The organism is Peribacillus simplex (assembly GCF_001578185.1).
GTDB lineage: Bacteria > Bacillota > Bacilli > Bacillales > DSM-1321 > Peribacillus > Peribacillus simplex_A.
This window is the reverse complement of record NZ_CP011008.1, coordinates 4,551,909-4,568,745: the sequence shown is the minus strand read 5'-3', so window position 1 is coordinate 4,568,745 and position 16,837 is coordinate 4,551,909. Positions and strand designations below refer to the sequence as shown.

Sequence of the window (16,837 nt, the reverse complement as noted above, 5' to 3'; positions counted from 1 at the left end):
TTGATCAAACGATCCTCTTGAATCCCGTAATTTCTAAAAATCATTGCTGGATCGACTGCATAATTCGTGCGAGTTCTTTTTCTAAAACAGCGGGCTCGTTTGCGTAATTGTAAATCCCTAAAAACTTCTCTATTGCCTCTGGATGGGAACTGATTAGTTTGTTGACAGCATCCTGTTGTTCAGATATTTGTTCATTCTTCGAAATTTGGCATCCCATGTGAAACCGAACCATAAACTCATCTTCTATTGCCTTTTGATATTCTTCAGACATTTGATTTGATTGATCGGATTGTCCCTTATATTTTGATAGAATAGTGGATAATATACGTGCTCCACATATAGCATCATGGATACCCTGCGCCATGCCAGGATCTTTAAAACAAACTGCATCTCCAACCAACGCCCATCCTTTTCCCATTCCTTTATACCAGTAATTGTCATATCCGAGGATGCCTTTGACCGGTTCTACTAGTTCGGCATTTTTCAAGCGCGCCCCAATTGTTGTACTCGGAAAGTTATCTGTTAAGAGATTCCGTAGACAGCTTTCCGGATTTAATTTCAACCGTTCTATCAATTCCTTATTTTCTAATGGGAAAATGCCGGTAATAACATATAAGTCATCATTCGTCGGAAAGAGAATGGCTGTGTTTTCTTTTCTTTTGTATACTTCAAATTTAGGGACATTATCGTGGCGAAATCCAGAGAAATACCCGAAATAAATGCCGACTGTTGCCGGAATGCTTATTTTGAGTTCACTGTTTACCAGCTTGCGAATAATAGAGGATCGGCCGTCAGCCCCGACTACAAGGCGAGCTGAAAATTCTTGTTTCTCGTTGTTGCCGTCTAAACCTTTCACGCCTATTACTGTTTCGTCATCACGGATGACATCCGTCACACGGAACCCTTCTAAAACGGTTACATTCATTTGAGATTTGGCTTGTTCCAGTAGGATATGATCGAGATAAGTTCTTCTAATGCAATAACAACTGTCCTCTCCAGAAACCTCAGGGATGAGACCCTCTATCACGGTATCCTCAAATTGAAATTTAATATCCCGTACCGGTGGTGCTTTTGTTTCCAATAACTTGTCCAGGGCCCCTATTTCTCGAAGAAGAGCGACAGTATTATTGAAAAATGTATGGGTTGATAATGTGTCCCTTGGAAAAGTAGATCGGTCCACCAACAACACATGGAAACCTGCCTTAGCAAGGTAAATTGCCAAGGCAGAGCCGGCACATCTAGCACCGGTAATGATGACATCATACGTCTTATTCATCGTATCACTCCATTTTCAAGTACAATTATTAACTTGCTTATTCATTAGCAGAGTTCTGATGTTAAAGTAATTGATAAGAATATACTACATACATAAAGTATGGAAGTTAAAATGAAATAAGTACAGAAAATTCCCAGCTGATATACAATTAAAAAGAATTTGTGGTGAAAATTGGAATGATAATTCAAATTAGTTTCTCGAATTGTATGGAGGTTGCTAACGAGAAGTAATATTCTGATTCAAGGTGCGTTTACTGAAGATCAGAGCTGTCTTTAAGGCAGCTTTTACTTTAAGGAGCTATCAGGGAAGGCTGGTTGAACAATCTATATAGACAACAACTGAACATGTAATGGAAAAAGGAATTTTTGACGGTTATGTGAACAGGTAGGATTAGCAACTAGAAATAAAGAATACCTATTTATCAAAAGGGGGCTTCTTTAATGGAGAAAGAAAACTTACTGCCTGTAAGGTGTTCGTGCTGCAAAAAAGAATTGGACGCAATAGACTTGGTCATCATCAATGAATCACTTCAGCTGACGCATATTCAATGCCCTGATAAAGGAGAAAAAGCAATTATTGATGTAGGATATTTTAATGCTGTATCCCGAAAATACCTGACCTGTACTCCTGAAAAAGCCCCTATGTAGGGGCATGTAAAGTCCATCAAAACCTTCTACAACTAAGGTATGTTAGCTTAAGATCTCTTTAAGGCAGCTTTTACTTTATGGAACCAAAGGGGAAGTTTAGTTTATTAAGATACCTTCCATCTGTTTAATTGAGTGCCTGCATGTTATAATGGTTAACTTAGGATAATTACTACTTTTACTTATAATTGAACGGATGCCAAGAAAAGCCTCCGCAAAGCGATAAAATATGGAGGTGTAAGAGAATGAATAAACAATGGACGATTGGTAAAATTAAAGAATTTGTTGAGAAAAATTCGGAAAGTAAGTTGCTATCGACGGAATATCACGGTTTTTCTCAAAAGTTACTATTTAAATGTACATGTGGTAGCAACTTTGAAAAAACATTTACGAAATTTAAAAATAATAAACAACGTAAATGTGACGTGTGCCAACCGCCTAAAGCGACACGATAACGTATAGCGAATAAACGAAGTGCCGATTTCTATTAAAAAGAAATTGGCACTTCGTTTATTTTTATAGGAGGAATAAAAGTGATTTTCACTAAGGGCAGGTTTAGACAAATATTCCTTCATAAACTAACGGGTGCATTCGTTGAATATTGAGCGATCTTTAAGGTAACCTTTTCTTTATGCAACTGTCGGGGCAGGAAAGTTGGTTTGCCTGCCAAAGAATAGGAGCGGTTTGTATTTATGGCAATGACAAAGAAAAGATTCTTCATTAGTTATATAGTGGGTTTCATACTCATGTATATTGCAAGCTCTGGTCTGCAATACTTCAGGGGGCAAACGATAAATTGGTTAGGGAATTTAGCATACGCATTCTGTTTCGTAGCATTTCATTCCCTTTTTAGTTGGTTATTTAGAGATTTTGATAAGAAAAAAAGTCAATCACTAATACATAGTTTGTTTTAACAAGTAATAATATTTAAAGGAATAATTCATTCTGATAAAGAATATAAAAAAACGTGATGATAAGGAGGCGATTGTATGGCAAATCATGTAGAAAATCTATATAACTATCATGTATGGGCAAATCAACGGATTATTGATCATCTTAAGACACTTTCTCCTGAGAAATATCAAAAGGAAATGAAAAGTGTCTTTTCTTCTATTTCAAAGGTTTTATCTCATCTCTATTTGGTGGAATATGGATGGCTTAATACCCTCGAGGGTCAGAGTATGAATGAAGCAATGCAATCTTCATTTCAAATTCAAGAAAAGATTGAGAAACTGCCAATTGAAGACTTAGAAACGGAATTTCACACTTTAACATCTCGGTTTAAATCCTTTTTGAACAGACAGGAAGATATGGAACAGAGAATAATGTTGGATAATCCATGGGCAGGATTAAGAGAAACAAGTATATCTGAAATGGTCTTACATGTTGTGAATCATGGAACCTATCATAGAGGGAATATTTCAGCTATGTTACATCAGTTGGGTGATTCTTCAGTTATGACTGATTATGCTTTTTATTGGTATTCTTGAAATATTATTCATTATAAATAGGCAAGAGAAGAGTAATTCATTTTTTCTTCAAAAAGGTGACGTTAGTTGAGGATCGAGAGATGTTTACACAGATCTTTCTTTGAGCTAACGAATAACTTTAATCAAACAATTGTTGCTCCAAATTAATCTCACTCTTCTGCGATATTTAACATTACCAGCAAGAATACGTTAATTGCCTCCACAATACTGGCTAACGGTTCTATAAGAAAAGTGGAAGGTAAATCCAATTAATAGTATAGTCATATGTACTAGATCCTTTTGTAGTCTATTCCTTGATCGAAGAATAATTCAGGCGAGGGGGATTGTACCAAATATTTTACATTGCTTTTATTTTTCGAGAAAATAAAGGTACAATTAATACTTATATAGCTTATTAATGATAAAAGATAACGAGGTAGGATAAAAATGATTGCAAAAACAGAAGAAGATTTTAATGGTTTGAAGGAAATTGGCAAAATTATTGCCTCCATTAGAGATGAATTGGTACAAAGGACAATTCCTGGCATAACGACCAAAGAACTTGATGATATAGCCGGAGAACTTTTAGAAAAAGCAGGTGCAGTATCAGCTCCAAAAGGTGTATATGATTTTCCTGGCTATACCTGCATTAGTCTTAATGAAGAAGTGGCACATGGTATTCCGGGTCATCGGGTTATTCATGAAGGGGATCTAGTAAATATAGATGTATCTGCTTCAAAGAACGGTTATTTTGCAGATACAGGAATCTCATTTGTGGTAGGAGAAGGAGAAGAAGTATTAACGAAAATATGCGATGTTGCTAAAAAGGCATTTGAAGCAGGTCTTAAGAAAGCAAAACCCGGTTCCAAAAAAAGCAGAATCGGAAAAGCAGTATTCGAAACAGCGAGACAACATGGATTCACTGTTATCAAAAACCTTACAGGACATGGTGTTGGACGTAGAATACACGAAGCACCTGACCATATTTGCAATTATTATGATCCATGGGACAATGAAATATTAAAGGAAGGGATGGTTATCGCATTCGAACCATTTATCTCAACCTTTGAAGAAGAAGTGCTCCAAAAAGAAGACGGTTGGACCTATGCTACAGAAAAAAGCTATGTAGCTCAATTGGAACATACTATTATCCTTACTAAAGATGGTCCGATTATTGTCACACTTTAATTCAAGCAAGGGATTCGATTGGTGTATCCCACATCAACCCACTTAAATAAGGGAGTTGCTTTGAACTGCACCCCAATTATTAGATGTTGTCTAACAATTGGGGGCAGTTCATTTTGGCAGCTCTTATGTTGCTTAAGGGGAGTTGAACAATGACTTGAAGAGAGTAGGATAAAAAAATCCTATATAGCTGATTAAGTGATCCAATTAATAGAGATGGAAATGAAGTTTTAAATCATAAGGTGGGTAAAAAAATTGAAGTGGGAAAATGTTGCATACGGTTTTACAATATTCATTGCATTACTCTTTCTTGAGCCGTATCTTGATAAAATGGGCATCTCCTATTGGCTTAAATTTTTGTATATTATAGTTGTAGTTTTGTGCATTAATTTTACTTTATCTAAAATCAAATTCCTCCAGAAATCGGTAACAAAAAAAGTAGGCTGGTCGACTTTGATTACAGTAATGATTTTCGTAGCTGTTTTGGTTAATTTAATCAACTAACGGATGCTTTACTTCGTTAAGAAAGGTTGCTGCGGCAGCCTTTTTTTTATTGCACCAAAGGGGCAGGTTAGCTCTATAAGAAATTGAAACAATAGGAAATAATTGTTAAAATTAAATTAGAGAGAATAGGAGAACAGCTAACTAAGCAGGTACATTAAAGGAGATTATGAAATGAGTTTTATGGAAGCAGATTATGAATGGTTTAAATTCATCAATAGTAAGGTCCAACAATATCCATTATTAGATAACATAATGATTTTCTTTGCGGAATATGTTCAATATGCTTTTGTTTTATTAATTTTGATGTTATGGCTACTAAATAAAAGTAATTTCCGTGTGATAGCTTTTCAGGCTATGTTTTCATTTACTTTGGCATATTCAATAAACAGAACTATTGAGTTATTCATTTATAGAGAGCGACCGTTTATATCGCATGAAATTATTCAACTCGTTGAGCATTCTGCTAATTCCTCTTTTCCAAGTGACCATGCTACTTCTGCAATAGCAATTGCTGTTACTCTTTGGCTATCATCCCATCATTTTAAATATACATGGTTTATTCTAGCGATAGTAGTAGCTTTCTCAAGAATATGGGTAGGGGTTCACTATCCTTTAGATGTAGTTGCGGGAATTTTAAATGGAGTGATAATAGCATTATTTACACATTACCTTTTGTTCAAGGTAAAACCCATATCATTACTAATAGAAAGGCCAATTTTTCAAGGACAAGGTAGGATGAAAGATTGTTAGTTGCAGATTATATATCTTGCTAAACTAACAGGAACATTACTTCCATAAGGAGTTGCTTTGGCAGCTCTTTTTCTTATTGTAGCTAAAGGTGCAGTTCGATCATTAAGCGCAGCGTAGTAGAATTGTGATTATTGACTATTTTTATAAAAAAAGATAAAATTTGGTTAATGATAATTGGGCGGTGTGTATTTGTTGAGTAATATAGGCATTCCAGGATTAATTCTATCTTCTCTTTTAGTCATATTAGTTTTGTTTTTACTAAGAAAGCTAGTGCAACCGAAGAAAGAACTTCAACAAAAAATAGATAAACTAGAAGAAGAGGTTCGAATATTAAAAAATGACAAATAATGCTTTAACGTTCTAACGGGTGCGTTAGCTGAGATCAGAGCTGTCTTTAAGGTAGCTCTTTCTTTATGCAAATTTAGGCTTTCTCTCGTTTAATTCGTTATAAAAAATGGATAAGAGGTGAGAAACTTTGTTTTTTAAGAATAACTTGACATTTGTATTCTTAATGCTTTCAATATTCAGCTTTACTTTAGGAAACGTTTTATATTTACTTTGGGAATACTCTACAATTTACGGGTCGCTTCTAGGATTTACTTTCTTGCTTTCGGCCACAGTTTTTGCATTCAAAAGATATAAAGAAAGTACGAACAAGTAGGTTTATAATGCACTGTACGAAGAAAGTCCAATAATAGAAGGTGCTTACAACGGGTGCTTTACTTCCATAAGGGGGGTGCTTTGGGAGCACTTTCTCTTACGGAATTAACGGGGCAGTTAGTTCATTAAGAATCCACACCTATTTTGGTAGTTATTTTTATAATGAAGTGGCTGATTTCAGTAGGAAGATTGCTGTTCAAGGTGGAGGATAGATATGAAATCTAAAAAGACAGTAGTGATTATTGCTTTCGGTATAATATGTATAGCTATCTTCATAAATCTATTAAAGAAGGATTTATGGGATGTAAACGAAGAGTTATTAAAAGAAGAAGTGTTATCAATTGAACATTCCGTTGAAACAATAAATTTATTAGATGTAACACCATTTGACTGGGATGTCGTATATTCCTTTGGACCATATACCCCGAAAGATGATATATATGAAATGGTAGGTTATAAATGGGATGCTATTAGTGAAACTGTAAATGAAGGAATGAATCAAGTTGTATTTTTGAACGATGGAAAAGTGGTCTGCTATTTATATGGTTATCCTGAGAATAATGGATATGGTATATCTTTTGAATCTGAGAATTATAAAGCTGCTGGTTATATGCTTAATAATAAAGATGATGTAAATTTTCAAGTAGAAAGAAGCGACAGTGTCATATATTTGAGAAACTAAGGAAGGATAACTACCTGGTGCTTTTTCAATAATGAAGGCTGCTACGGCAACCTTTTTCTTACGGAACTAACTGGTCAGTTTAGTTTAATAAGACTTTTAGAATCAAACTATCAGTTGAAAAACCTTTTTAGAAAAAATCTTGTATTTTTATTAGAATAGGAGGAACAGGTTATGTTAGGGGATATTATATATCAAGTTATTGTTTTCGGAGGTATAGCATTAATTTTAGGTGCTTTAGGTTATTTATTTTTTAAGAAACCAAGAAAAGCTGATTAAATTTCTAATTCATGTAACGGGTGCTTGTGCGGCCGAGCCTAGGTCGTATCATATAGCGGGTGGGATTCCCGTCGAGTAAGAATTAGCCATTCGCTCGTAGCGAGTCTTGGAGGGCTAATGGTAACGTTAGTCTTTAAGCGTAGACAGTTAGGTGACGGGCCGAAAGCCAAATGGTTGAAGGGATTGAGCTCCATAATGTTAGTAAATCGAGAGGGCTGATGCCTTAAGCGCAGCAGAAAGCTACATTTTATTCTTCGTTAAAGGCAAGAAGGATAAAGCCTCTCTGGAGTCAGAGACCTTGGCACGTTATACATTGATATGATGCGGCAACTCGGGAGACCCTTCCGGTCTTTTCTATTTTATTGAAGAGTATGGTGTACAAGCGATAACAAGTAAGGAAACCAAATGCCGTGTAGGGAGTCGGATAGCAGCGTAGTACCAATGAAGTTGGGTAATGCCGATGGAGGGAAGGCTAGCTACCAGTTATCACCCTTACTAGGGAAACATTTACTACACACAGAGGTAGGTATTATAAATGGAAACAAAACTACTAAGGATAGCAGAATTAGCAAAATCCGAGCCTGAAATGAAATTTACATCTCTTGCGCATTTATTAAATGAGCAATCGCTAACACAGTGTCATCATGAACTACCTAATAAAAAGGCGACTGGTGTTAACGGAACGACTAAAGAACAATACAGCGAAAACTTGGAAGAAAATATAAAGGATTTAGTAAGTAGGCTTAAAAGCAAAAGTTATCGCCCTGTTCCAGTAAGAAGGATGTATATCCCAAAACTCAATTCTACCAAGAAAAGGCCTTTGGGGATACCGGAACATGAGGATAAAATTGTACAAAAAGGCATTACAAAAATACTAAATACTATCTATGAAAATGACTTCCTAGATTGTTCATTTGGGTTCCGTCCTAATAGAAATTGCCATGATGCGCTGAAAATACTGAACCATTATATTGAAAAGAAATCAGTAAGTTATGTAGTGGATGTAGATATCAAGGGTTTCTTTGACAACGTTGACCACAAGTGGATGATGGAGTTCTTGAACCTCCGAGTCACCGACCCTAACCTACAGAGAATAATCAGCAGGTTTCTTAAAGGTGGATACATGGAGGAAGGTAAGAAGTACAAAACAGATAACGGTACACCGCAAGGTGGAGTAATATCTCCGATATTAGCGAATGTATATCTCCATTACGTTCTCGACTTATGGTTTGAGAAAGTGGTTAGGAAACAATGTAAAGGGCAGGCCTACATAGTAAGATATGCAGATGACTTTGTTTGTTGTTTTCAACATAAAAGTGAAGCTCAGCAATTCTTCCATTCATTAAAGCTTAGATTGAAGAAGTTTAACTTAGAGATAGCCGAGGATAAAACGAAAATTATACCCTTTGGGAGGTTTGCAGAAAATAATGCAAAGCGAGATGGGAGTAATAAACCGGATACCTTTGATTTCCTAGGGTTTACTCACTATTGCGGGAAAAGCAAACAAGGGAAATTTCGAGTGAAACGGAAATCTAGTAATAAGAAAGTCCAAGGTAAACTAAAAGAATCTAAAGAATGGCTGAAGATTAATAGAAATAAAGATATTCATACGATCATGGATAGATTTAAACGCTCACTCATAGGTTATTACAACTATTATTGTATGACCGATAACATACAAATGGTTAACAACTTCAAAGAGAGACTCGAATACTTACTATTTAAATGGCTAAACAGAAGAAGCCAAAGAAAGTCCTTTACATGGGATAAATTTAATCTCTTTCTCCGTAAATATCCACTGCCTTCACCAAGAATCAAAGTGAATATCTATGAACTAAGAAAAGAGATTAGCTACCTTCTGTAAACGATGACTAGGAGGAGCCGTGTGCGTTAATAGCGCAAGCACGGTTCTGTGAGGGGGAGGAGTACAATTTACCGTAAGGTAGGAAGGCTCCTTTCTACTCGACTACTTCATTACCAGGAGCTGATCAGCAACTCCTTTTCTTAAGGGACAGCATTCCTGTAATAACTGAAAATGAGGTTTGAATGAAAAAAGACCTCTTGATATGATGAATGTGTCCTAAGCTGGCAAGGATAAAAACATCTATTTGGAGGCCTTACAATGAATTATAACCAAAATCATAAAATCTCTCAAATTACTTCTGAAACCTTAATTGTCGGAGTAGAACATTGCCAAGCACAAACATGTCGCTAGAGCACGATTTTAGAGGATTGGAACTGGGTAAAACGTGTTTCTTTGAAAAATCTGGGTGATAATATATTCCAGTGAATTTTAGATGAGATCAAAGGAAGAATCAACGAGGTTGTTAAAGCATAAGCGTCAAATATTCCCCGCCTACATAGCACAACTTAATGTTCCTAGAACAAAAGTACACATTTATGAATTAATGCTCAAATGTGTATAGCCTTATTCATCAGATTCGTACATTAGTCCACAAATTGAATAATATTGTATTCAGAGGTTAACCGATAACGTCTACGCTTCAAGTAAATATAAAAAGTCTGCATATGATAGATCCTTTTGTAAGAGAAATAAAGTGTATTGGTCTTTTGGGATTTCATATAAATCATATACAGCACCATTTTCGTTTAATTGCGCATACATCGATTTTCTTGTTTCATTTGCTTTTATAACATAAGGAAGTTTTTCGGCAGCTTTTATGGAACGGATATTTTCTTCTCGAATCCGCATAAAAACCGTCTCAATACCTAGCTCATTAAAGAGTTCTTTAAAAAAAGCATCTTTAGCAGGTCTATTATATCCTTTTCCGTGATACGGTTTTCCAATCCAAGTACCTAAGAATCCGCAATTATCTTCTATATCGAATAAAGTAATCATACCGATTGGAATTCCCCACTCATCAAGAATAGTTCGAGAAATTAATTCGCCACGCTCTTCGGCCTCAATCGTTTGTTTTGTCATAAATAAGAATTCCTCATATGAACGAACTTTTTGGCGTACAAATGGGAAGACATCTGGGTGTGCCATTAGTTCGTACAATACGTGGCTTTCATGAAGATCTCGTTTCTTAAGCATAAAATCCCTCCAATCATAAGCAAACTCAAGTGTGTTTTAGGATTTTTTTTTAATAATAAGAGATATGCAATAAGTGAAAATGCATAGCGGTTTTCACTAAATTAGAATGCTAAAGGGGGCTTTTATAGATTTTAAGATACATTGATTTTTGATAATAAGGTAAAATAAAAATATGTAAGCGACCTTGTCATTCCTATTAGGATACACAAGGTCGCTTAAACTATTTCTTCTTGATTTACCATTACTTTGTAATCTAATCCTTTCATTTTTTTATTTTTTAATACCAGTTTTAGTATTTTTCTAAGAGAAGATCCGTATTTTAAAAAAGGGACAAAGGCTAAGAATTCTTTAGAAAAAACAGAGCTTTCTTGATACTCAATGTGCATTATATGTCTCTTTATTTCATTGGCATCACCTTCTTTTAATTTAGTAAGATTAGCATACAAGAAAAATTTTATGTTGTAAATATAAAAGTCGAAATTTTCTGAAAAATATCGAAAAAAGTATTTTTATATACTTTTTTTAAGAGGATCGGATCTTATGCAGCAATTCCAAATAGTTGAGTCTATACGGAAAAAGATGGGAACTCATACCTGTCCATATGGTTAACAGGATTTATATAGAACCACTTTTTATGCTTCATGGAAAATATGAATAAAATATAAATAAGGATTCTTGCATCAAGACCCTTTCCAATATATAATATTTAGAATATTTAGAAAATTAGGAGTGAAGGAGTGAAATTATATATCTATAAAACAATTACAAGAAAGTTATATGTCTATTCTACAATTACGAGAAAGTGAGATGAAATACCGAGCTCTATTTGAACATGCAACTGATGCAGTTTACCTATTAGAATTGAATGAGGATCGATTGCCAATTCTATTTCTTGACGTAAATCCAGTTGCATGTAAAAGATTGGGTTATAGTAAGGAGAAAATTCTTTCAATGTCTGTTATGGATATTCTTCCTGAAAAAATTAAAACTATAAACATTATAAAAGATTCCGAAAAGGGAAAACATAACTTCACTTTCCGAGATGAATATGTTTTTAAAATTGAGGAGAAAATAGATACTGAGTTAATCATCGATATCTTTAGATTAGGTGAAAAAGAGGTTGCTATGGTTATTTCTCGAGATATCACTGAACGTTTAAAAACTGAAGAATTACTGCGAAAATCAGAGAAGCTTGATGTGGTAGGAAAATTAGCTACAGCAATAGCTCATGAAATTCGAAATCCACTAACAACTATTAAAGGATTTATACAACTAATACAATCAATGAAAAATAAAGAAAATCAGTGGTACATAGATGTAATATCATCAGAAATTGAACAAATAGAAGTAATCACAAATAGACTTATGATAGTAGCTAAACCACAAGCAGTAAAGGTTCAACTCAATAATTTGAGCATGTTAGCAGAACAAGTTATAACGCTACTGCAACCTCAAGCAATGATGAAAAATATACAGATCAGAACAGAGCTTAAATCAGAAATTCCCTACATACCTTGTGAAGGAAACCAAATAAAACAAGTGTTTATCAATATCTTAGAAAATGCAATTGAAGCGATGTCAACGGGAGGAGAAATTTTGGTTCAAATCGATACACTTGATAGTCATCAAGTAAGTATTTGTTTTATCGATCAAGGATGTGGGATTCCAAGAGAACGTATCCCATATCTTGGAGAACCCTTTTATAGTATCAAAGAAAAAGGGGTTGGCTTAGGGTTAATGATCTGCTATGAAATTGTGAAAGCACATCAAGGAAAGATAGTTATTGAAAGTGAAATGAATAAAGGAACAACAGTTAATGTTATTCTTCCCATCTATTATCTTTCTTATCAAAGGATTCTTTTAATTTCTTTCATGGGAAAGGCTTTTCGGTGATTACATACGTCGGTGTCGACTGGATATGACTACTTACAAATATTGAATGATTGGTATATCTTATACAATATTTTATGTAATCTTTATATCATTTTTGGATTGCATATTATCACGATTTTCTTAGTTTCTTTTGACATGGAGAGGATTGGCCGTGACAACGGCAATATCCACACAGAATAACTAGATGTTGATCCGTAATTCTCTCAATTAGTTGATTTTGCTTGTTTTGCATTTTAAAATTCATAGTAGGGCTTCCACCTTAAGACTTTGAGTTTAGTTAAGTATTTATGTTTAAGAAATTTACGCTTTAAGTTTTTTTGTAGCGTCTATTAAGCTGCTTTTTGTAAACTGCTTTTTTGCTTTTCTAGTATATAGACATAGAAGAACCCCGAGTAATGGACCTTTTTCGAAGTGTCCATTATTCGGGGTATAGTTCATGAAAGGGTGTGTTATTTAGATACAGGTATGACTGCACCTTTATATTTTTTAGTAATGAAGTCTTGTATTTCTTTAGAGCGAAGTACTTCTACTAACGCTTTTACTGTCTCTTTATTTTCATCGCCCTTACGTACAGTGATAATGTTTGCATATGGATTATCTTCACCCGATTCAACAGCGATTGGGTCTTTAAGCGGATCTAGCCCTGCATCTAACGCATAGTTCGCATTAATAACAACCGCATCACCTTCGTTGTTATTATAAATTTGAGGTAATAGGCCACCTTCTATATCTGCATTAAAAGTTAAGTTTTTAGGATTTTCTACAATATCATTAATCGTAGCTTCTGTTTTATTGAGGCCTTTTTTTAGCTTAATTACGCCTTCTTTTTCAAAAATGGATAGGATACGTCCTTGTTCAGCTACAGCATTACGCATAATGACTGTACCGTTTTTTGGAAGATCTTTTAAGCTATCATACTTTTTAGAGTAAATGCCGATTGGCTCAATATGAATAGCACCCGCATTTACAAAGTCATAGTCTGGATTCTCTTTTAACACTGATTTAAGATATGGAACGTGTTGGAAATAATTTGCATCAATCTCTTTATCAGCTAACGCTGTGTTCGGAATAATATAATCTTGGAATGTTTTAATTTCTAAATCAATTCCCTTTTCCTTTAATAATGGCTTTGCCTCTTCTAAAATTTCAGCATGTGGAATGTTTGATGCACCCACAAGGATTTTCTTTTCTTTTTCTGAAGAATCTGATCCGCTGTTAGTCGTACCGCAAGCTGCTAAACTTAATACTAATGCTGAGGAAACTGCTAAAGTTGATATCCACTTTTTCATAATTCATTTCTCCCTTATCGTTTATCTATTTTTGTTGTAAATATATCACCTATACCTGAAATTAACAGTTGTTACCAATGTTACATCATTATTATTGAGCTATATAACAAATTACCTAAACCATCTGCACCTACCCCAGCAACCAACTAGAAGGATTGCTGTAACTGTAATACCTGAAACTAATGCTGGCAGCAGCTCTTAGTATGTTAGTTTGTCCGAAGTATACAGGGGAAAGGAAGCTTTTTCTCCTCAAAAAAACCTTTCTACACATGAGTAGAAAGGTTGGTTAAACAATCCTTTCTCTCATCTTCCAAAGCACATTGCTTTGCAGGAATTGGCACCATATCAGTTAATTAACTGACGGTTGCCGGGCTTCACAGGGCACAGTCCCTCCACCTCTCTTGATAAGAGTCAAACATTTATTCAATTAAACGAAATTTTTTAAATTCAGTAAATATAGTATGAGAGTGATCTTATCATGACCATATGGTAGTGTCAATCAAAAAATTGTTCAATTAATTTGAATTTGCGGATGATTGCGTTAAATGTTTTATTCCTGTAGCCTTTGCGATTGCTTGTTCCAGGCCCTGCAGAAGCCTTCACTATCAAGAAGCGTGATAAAAAACATCTATTGAATTAAATTCATGCATAACTATTATTAAGACGAAAGTTCTGATTTTTTTCGTATCAAACCACACAGATCATTACATGGGAAATATGTCCGCCGTTATTTCGATTTCGACCGAAAAAAGCGATTTGGAAAAATCCCAAATCGCTTTTTTAAATATTATTACTTTTTAGGTTTCTTATTTAAAATAAAGCGCAGTTCATTGATATCATCATCAGATAGGGCATCTTCGTGAATGAATTGGACCAGCATGGATTTCATGGCCCCTCCATAGATACGTTTGATAAATGATTCGGTCTCGGCACGCTGGCACTCTTCCTGTGTATAGAGCGGGTAAAAGGTGTAAACTCTTTGATCTTTATTGACACCTACTACATCTTTTTGAACCAATCGATCGAGAAGGGTACGTATGGTTTTCGGCTTCCAATCGGTACTCTCCTGTAAGGAAACTATGATGTCATTTGCTGTTTGAGGGGCTTTATCCCAAAGCACGTTCATGATTTCCCATTCTGATTCTGATATGCTAGGAATGTTTTTCTCCATTTTTCTCCCCTCCATTTTCTTTATAGATTCCTAAATCTTTTAAAATTGATAAAGTAATTTCTCCCGCCTTGCTTCCAGATGAATCATCTTCATTTTGTATATTGGTAGCAAAGAAATAAGTATTGTTCTTCGTCTCTACGTAACCGATAAACCAACCATTGATGTTTTTTCCATTCACTGTTCCTGTACCTGTTTTTCCTGATAGGCGAGCTTCCTCATTCTTTTCTATGAGCAGTGCTTCCTTAACGGCTTGGATATGCCTTTCCTTATATCCAAATTGATTGTTATAAAAGGCTTGCAGCAGCTGGACTTGCTCGACTGGAGAAATTTTTAATGAGGATTCGTTCCAGAATTCACCCAATTCCCCAGATACATCGGAATTCCCATAGTTTATCGCTTGCAGATTGGATTGAATTGTTTCAAATCCTGTCCTGCGATCTAATTCCTGGAAATACCAGTTTACAGATTTTTGTAAAGCAGATGAGACATCCTGATCCATATTCCAAGCTTCATAGGGCTGCTCAGTCCCATCCCATGAAAGTTTGGATTCTTCGGGTGATATCACATTTGATTCTAGAGCAAATAAGGCACTATAGATTTTGTATGTGGAATCAGGTGATATCCGCAAAGTGCTTTTTTCTTCATTATAAATGCGATATTGCTGTGCGTTTTGATCATATAAAACAAAGCTTCCTTCATACCCTTTAAAGAATTGATGTAAATCCTCATAAACTGCTCCGTCATTTTTAAAATAGTATCGGTCGTTTTCCGTCGCAAATGCGAAAACGATAGGTAATTGGATTGTCAAAATGATAGTGGCCAACACATAAATAAAGACGCTTTTCCTTATTGATTTTTTTGCGGAATGCTTATAGGCAGAAATTTGTTCAATTCGTTTTTTGATTTGAAGCTTCGAACCGTTTAGTTGTGTCACTAACTGTAGATTACTTGACCGTTTTGAAAGATCCAAAAAATTAATGATAGTATTTCCATATTCACTAAAAGAGTTATCATCCAGTAACTGTAAAACAGATGTATCACATGCGATTTCCCGATCCAATCTCATTTCTCTAAAAGCAAACCAAACAAGGGGATTAAACCAATAAATGATTTGATAGAACAATATCAAGTAATTTGTCAGCAAATCCTTGTTTTTATAGTGATTCAGTTCATGAAGAAAGATATACTCGTAATTTTTCAAGCTAAGCCAGTTTTCATGCTGAGCAGGTATGACGATATATGTTTGAAAAAGTCCGAATATCATTGGAGATTGGACTCTTTTCGAAATAACGATCTCCATTGATTTTTTTATCCGTAGTCTTTTCTTGCATTCTTCGAAAAGCACGAGAACTTCTTGATTGGAAAACGGAGAAGAATAATTCTTTATCCTTCTAATTGTGAGCCATCCACGAACCATAGTAAAGGTAAATAAAAGCATCCCTGATATCCATAAACCCATCACTCCCATATTAAGTAAGGACAGATTCGGCCGATTGACCGATACAGAAAAGTCTTGTATGAGGTGTAGGCCCTGCATCATATCAGTTCCATTTTTTTTCATATTAGAGCTGGGTGCATGAATCTGATTTATATCCGCACTGCTAAAGACAGAATTAAAATTATATAAATCAGTAGGTATGAATGGGAGTGCTAAAGCCATAAAAAGAAACATCCACAAATGATAGTGCCATTTTGCAGTTAATTGTCTTCCAAACCATTTTCGTATAAGTAGGATAACAGTAACGGAAAATGAAGACACCAATAAACCTAATATAAAATGAGTTAAAAACATGTCCTTCAATACCTACTCTCTTGATTTTTAAATTTTAAAAAACAGGTACATAGCATATTTATAGTAGCTTGATGGTTAAAAAATTAAGAATTGACTTTTCTTGATTACGTATGTAATACTATACTACAGATGTAATCAGACTACAAACGTAATCCGTTAAAACTCCTTGCCTGAGGTTGTTTTTTCAA

Annotated in this window: 15 protein-coding genes, 2 pseudogenes and 1 riboswitch; of the genes and pseudogenes, 11 read left to right on the top strand and 6 right to left on the bottom strand. The window is 34.9% G+C overall.

The annotated features are described in order from the left end of the window. Positions 1 to 40 precede the first annotated feature (40 nt). Positions 41 to 1,276, bottom strand: a complete 1,236-nt coding sequence (locus UP17_RS21335) for an NAD(P)/FAD-dependent oxidoreductase (RefSeq protein WP_061465110.1) — start codon at positions 1,274 to 1,276, stop codon at positions 41 to 43. Positions 1,277 to 1,716: 440 nt separating this feature from the next. Here UP17_RS21335 and UP17_RS21330 point away from each other — a divergent pair, with 440 nt between their 5' ends. The 10 genes and pseudogenes from UP17_RS21330 to UP17_RS29800 all read left to right on the top strand — a co-directional run. Then, positions 1,717 to 1,923: a hypothetical protein gene (locus UP17_RS21330; protein WP_061465108.1), complete on the top strand. Its 207-nt coding sequence runs from the start codon at positions 1,717 to 1,719 to the stop codon at positions 1,921 to 1,923. Between the two features lie 242 nt (positions 1,924 to 2,165). Beyond that, positions 2,166 to 2,375 (top strand): hypothetical protein, encoded by a 210-nt coding sequence (locus UP17_RS21325; RefSeq protein WP_061465106.1) that lies wholly within the window; start codon positions 2,166 to 2,168, stop codon positions 2,373 to 2,375. A 534-nt stretch (positions 2,376 to 2,909) separates the two neighbouring features. Continuing rightward, positions 2,910 to 3,410: a DinB family protein gene (locus UP17_RS21315; RefSeq protein WP_061465102.1), complete on the top strand. Its 501-nt coding sequence runs from the start codon at positions 2,910 to 2,912 to the stop codon at positions 3,408 to 3,410. Between the two features lie 426 nt (positions 3,411 to 3,836). Further along, positions 3,837 to 4,577 carry a type I methionyl aminopeptidase gene (map, locus tag UP17_RS21310; protein ID WP_061465100.1) on the top strand — a complete coding sequence of 247 codons (741 nt, stop codon included), beginning with the start codon at positions 3,837 to 3,839 and terminating at the stop codon, positions 4,575 to 4,577. Positions 4,578 to 4,829: 252 nt separating this feature from the next. Further along, entirely contained in the window at positions 4,830 to 5,078 is a 249-nt protein-coding gene (locus UP17_RS21305; RefSeq protein ID WP_061465098.1) for a hypothetical protein, read from the top strand. Between the two features lie 171 nt (positions 5,079 to 5,249). After that, positions 5,250 to 5,828, top strand: coding sequence for a phosphatase PAP2 family protein (locus UP17_RS21300; RefSeq protein WP_061465097.1), 579 nt, complete (start codon positions 5,250 to 5,252; stop codon positions 5,826 to 5,828). Between the two features lie 874 nt (positions 5,829 to 6,702). Continuing rightward, positions 6,703 to 7,170: a hypothetical protein gene (locus UP17_RS21290; protein WP_061465093.1), complete on the top strand. Its 468-nt coding sequence runs from the start codon at positions 6,703 to 6,705 to the stop codon at positions 7,168 to 7,170. Between the two features lie 171 nt (positions 7,171 to 7,341). Continuing rightward, positions 7,342 to 7,446, top strand: coding sequence for an LPXTG cell wall anchor domain-containing protein (locus UP17_RS27975; RefSeq protein ID WP_155727438.1), 105 nt, complete (start codon positions 7,342 to 7,344; stop codon positions 7,444 to 7,446). 535 nt (positions 7,447 to 7,981) lie between these two features. After that, the gene (ltrA, locus tag UP17_RS21285) at positions 7,982 to 9,310 is read left to right on the top strand and encodes a group II intron reverse transcriptase/maturase (protein WP_061461564.1); all 1,329 of its coding nucleotides are present in this window, start codon (positions 7,982 to 7,984) and stop codon (positions 9,308 to 9,310) included. A 258-nt stretch (positions 9,311 to 9,568) separates the two neighbouring features. Beyond that, positions 9,569 to 9,708: pseudogene (locus UP17_RS29800) on the top strand (IS110 family transposase); the annotation flags it as partial. Positions 9,709 to 9,943: 235 nt separating this feature from the next. On the opposite strand, the gene UP17_RS21280 reads toward UP17_RS29800, so the two are convergent. Together UP17_RS21280 and UP17_RS27970 are read right to left on the bottom strand one after the other, a co-directional pair. Beyond that, positions 9,944 to 10,504, bottom strand: coding sequence for a GNAT family N-acetyltransferase (locus UP17_RS21280; RefSeq protein ID WP_061465091.1), 561 nt, complete (start codon positions 10,502 to 10,504; stop codon positions 9,944 to 9,946). A 215-nt stretch (positions 10,505 to 10,719) separates the two neighbouring features. Further along, entirely contained in the window at positions 10,720 to 10,890 is a 171-nt protein-coding gene (locus tag UP17_RS27970; RefSeq protein WP_155727436.1) for a hypothetical protein, read from the bottom strand. A gap of 403 nt (positions 10,891 to 11,293) precedes the next feature. Between UP17_RS27970 and UP17_RS21275 the strand changes: the two are divergent. Then, positions 11,294 to 12,397 (top strand): annotated as a pseudogene (locus UP17_RS21275) (ATP-binding protein); the annotation flags it as partial. 449 nt (positions 12,398 to 12,846) lie between these two features. Here the strand turns inward: UP17_RS21275 and UP17_RS21270 are convergent. The 3 genes from UP17_RS21270 to UP17_RS21260 form a co-directional block, all read right to left on the bottom strand. Continuing rightward, on the bottom strand, positions 12,847 to 13,686 hold the full coding sequence (locus tag UP17_RS21270) for a MetQ/NlpA family ABC transporter substrate-binding protein (RefSeq protein WP_061465087.1): 840 nt from the start codon (positions 13,684 to 13,686) through the stop codon (positions 12,847 to 12,849). Positions 13,687 to 13,986: 300 nt separating this feature from the next. After that, a riboswitch (SAM riboswitch) is annotated at positions 13,987 to 14,097 on the bottom strand. 379 nt (positions 14,098 to 14,476) lie between these two features. Continuing rightward, positions 14,477 to 14,857, bottom strand: a complete 381-nt coding sequence (blaI, locus tag UP17_RS21265) for a penicillinase repressor BlaI (protein WP_061465085.1) — start codon at positions 14,855 to 14,857, stop codon at positions 14,477 to 14,479. Next, positions 14,838 to 16,649 carry a BlaR1 family beta-lactam sensor/signal transducer gene (locus UP17_RS21260; RefSeq protein ID WP_061466237.1) on the bottom strand — a complete coding sequence of 604 codons (1,812 nt, stop codon included), beginning with the start codon at positions 16,647 to 16,649 and terminating at the stop codon, positions 14,838 to 14,840. Before UP17_RS21260 ends, blaI begins: the two co-directional genes overlap by 20 nt. Between the last annotated feature and the right edge of the window lie 188 nt (positions 16,650 to 16,837).

Coding starts and splice junctions, on each gene's coding strand:
- UP17_RS21335 (WP_061465110.1), bottom strand. CDS start 1,276: ATGAATAAGACGTATGATGTCATCATTACCGGTGCTAGATGTGCCGGC.
- UP17_RS21330 (WP_061465108.1), top strand. CDS start 1,717: ATGGAGAAAGAAAACTTACTGCCTGTAAGGTGTTCGTGCTGCAAAAAA.
- UP17_RS21325 (WP_061465106.1), top strand. CDS start 2,166: ATGAATAAACAATGGACGATTGGTAAAATTAAAGAATTTGTTGAGAAA.
- UP17_RS21315 (WP_061465102.1), top strand. CDS start 2,910: ATGGCAAATCATGTAGAAAATCTATATAACTATCATGTATGGGCAAAT.
- map (WP_061465100.1), top strand. CDS start 3,837: ATGATTGCAAAAACAGAAGAAGATTTTAATGGTTTGAAGGAAATTGGC.
- UP17_RS21300 (WP_061465097.1), top strand. CDS start 5,250: ATGAGTTTTATGGAAGCAGATTATGAATGGTTTAAATTCATCAATAGT.
- UP17_RS21290 (WP_061465093.1), top strand. CDS start 6,703: ATGAAATCTAAAAAGACAGTAGTGATTATTGCTTTCGGTATAATATGT.
- UP17_RS27975 (WP_155727438.1), top strand. CDS start 7,342: ATGTTAGGGGATATTATATATCAAGTTATTGTTTTCGGAGGTATAGCA.
- ltrA (WP_061461564.1), top strand. CDS start 7,982: ATGGAAACAAAACTACTAAGGATAGCAGAATTAGCAAAATCCGAGCCT.
- UP17_RS21280 (WP_061465091.1), bottom strand. CDS start 10,504: ATGCTTAAGAAACGAGATCTTCATGAAAGCCACGTATTGTACGAACTA.
- UP17_RS27970 (WP_155727436.1), bottom strand. CDS start 10,890: ATGCACATTGAGTATCAAGAAAGCTCTGTTTTTTCTAAAGAATTCTTA.
- UP17_RS21270 (WP_061465087.1), bottom strand. CDS start 13,686: ATGAAAAAGTGGATATCAACTTTAGCAGTTTCCTCAGCATTAGTATTA.
- blaI (WP_061465085.1), bottom strand. CDS start 14,857: ATGGAGAAAAACATTCCTAGCATATCAGAATCAGAATGGGAAATCATG.
- UP17_RS21260 (WP_061466237.1), bottom strand. CDS start 16,649: ATGTTTTTAACTCATTTTATATTAGGTTTATTGGTGTCTTCATTTTCC.